The 1,686-nt window shown below is 35.5% G+C and carries 2 protein-coding genes; both read right to left on the reverse strand.

Annotated elements, in window-relative coordinates; all coding sequences use genetic code 11:
• Window positions 1-64 precede the first annotated feature (64 nt).
• Entirely contained in the window at window positions 65-925 is an 861-nt protein-coding gene (gene thrB, locus RR554_RS07470; protein WP_332467735.1) for a homoserine kinase, read from the reverse strand.
• Window positions 926-937: 12 nt separating this feature from the next.
• Window positions 938-1,686: homoserine dehydrogenase (locus RR554_RS07475; protein ID WP_332467736.1), on the reverse strand; the 749-nt coding region annotated here is incomplete at its 5' end.

A 1,686-nucleotide genomic window follows, 5' to 3' on the forward strand; every position in this document is an offset into this window, starting at 1 on the left:
GGAAAACAACAAAGAAAATAAATCAATAAAAAGAGTTGAAAGCTTAAAAAACTTTCAACTCTTTTTATATGACGCTAACACCTTCCTTTTCAACAATAAGGCGTTTTACCTCAAAAGATTTAAACTGATGTTGCAGCTGTTTTTTTGTTTCTTCACTCGTTTCTTTTGGAGAAATAATTAATATTGTTGGTCCTGCCCCACTCAAAAGAGCAGCATGAAAACCAAGTTTTTCTTGTTGTTCTCGAACAAGCATCAATTCAGGAACAAGCGCTGCTCTAAAAGGCTCATGCCACTTATCTCTTGTCATTAAATGGCAAGCCTGTTCTAAATTACCAGATAGTAAAGAACTTAGTGCCACATTTGTGATACCACTTGCTTCTACAGCATATTCATACGTTAAACGGTCTGGTAACACGTTTCGACTTGACGTGGTTAATAGTTCATAATCAGGTATCACCACTAAAAAATCACATTCTGGAAACTCATGCTCTGTAAAATAAATAGTCGCATCAATTTGATTTGCTACTACAAAACCTCCCAAAACAGCAGGTGCTACATTATCTGGATGACCTTCTATTTTAGTAGCAATATTAACTTTTTCTTCTCGAGTTAAAGATAGCTTCCCTAACTGATTGGCTAGTTCAATGCCTGCAACAATTGCTGATGAGCTACTGCCTAATCCTCTTGCAGTTGGAATATCTGTCTTCATCTTTAGATAATGAGGTTTCAAAGCTGGACACACGCCTAAGGCCGTCTTAATCACTAAGTTACTCTCATCTCTTGATATCCCATCTAAACTGTGTTCGATAAGCCATTCATTGGTTTCTTCCAACACCTCTAATTCTAAATACAAACTTAATGCTAAACCAAAAGAGTCAAATCCTGGCCCTAAATTGGCTGTTGTTGCCGGTACTTTTATTTTCATGTAGTCACTTCCTTATAATGCTTTAATATGTGAAATTGAGCGAATGTTTTTCGTTAGAAGTAGGTCTTCTAAGCGTTGTAAACTCTCTTTTGATATGTTATTGATGATACCACCTATCATTAACTTGTCTTCATCTATTTCTTTTTTTAATTCTTCCATAACAATGCCTTCACTTGATATTGCTTCAAGAATCGTTCTTTGATTTTCTTCAGTATCATTACATTCAATAACTAACAAATAATTTGAAAGAAGGTCTGAGGTATTCGCCAAGTTTTTGACTACTTGATAATGACTAAACGGTGTAACTTCCCTATTTTGCGTGATATTTTTACTAATGGTTACTAAATCACTAACAATACTTGTTGCGGTTGGTTTAGCCCCTGCCCCTGCTCCTGTTAGTAGAGTCTCCCCAATTCCCGTGCTTGTTATTAACACACCGTTTAGCTCATTATCGATTAATGCTAATGGGTGTTTCATAGGAAGCAAAACTGGGCTAACTTCCACATTAACTTTCCCTCTTCTTTTTTCAGCAGATCCTATTAATTTAATTGTATACCCTAAATCTTTAGCAAACATCATCTCATTAGCACTTATTTGAGAAATTCCCTTTATTTCTAAGTCTTCTAAAGTAAACGACATTCCATAAGCTAATTTAGTTAAGATAATCATTTTATAGGCTGCATCAATGCCTTCAACATCATTAGTTGGATCACTCTCTGCAAAGCCTAATTTTTGAGCTTCCAACAGAGCCTCTTCATAAC

Source organism: Vagococcus sp. (assembly GCF_036639995.1).
Classification (GTDB): Bacteria; Bacillota; Bacilli; order Lactobacillales; family Vagococcaceae; genus Vagococcus.

Coding starts and splice junctions, on each gene's coding strand:
- thrB (WP_332467735.1), bottom strand. CDS start 925: ATGAAAATAAAAGTACCGGCAACAACAGCCAATTTAGGGCCAGGATTT.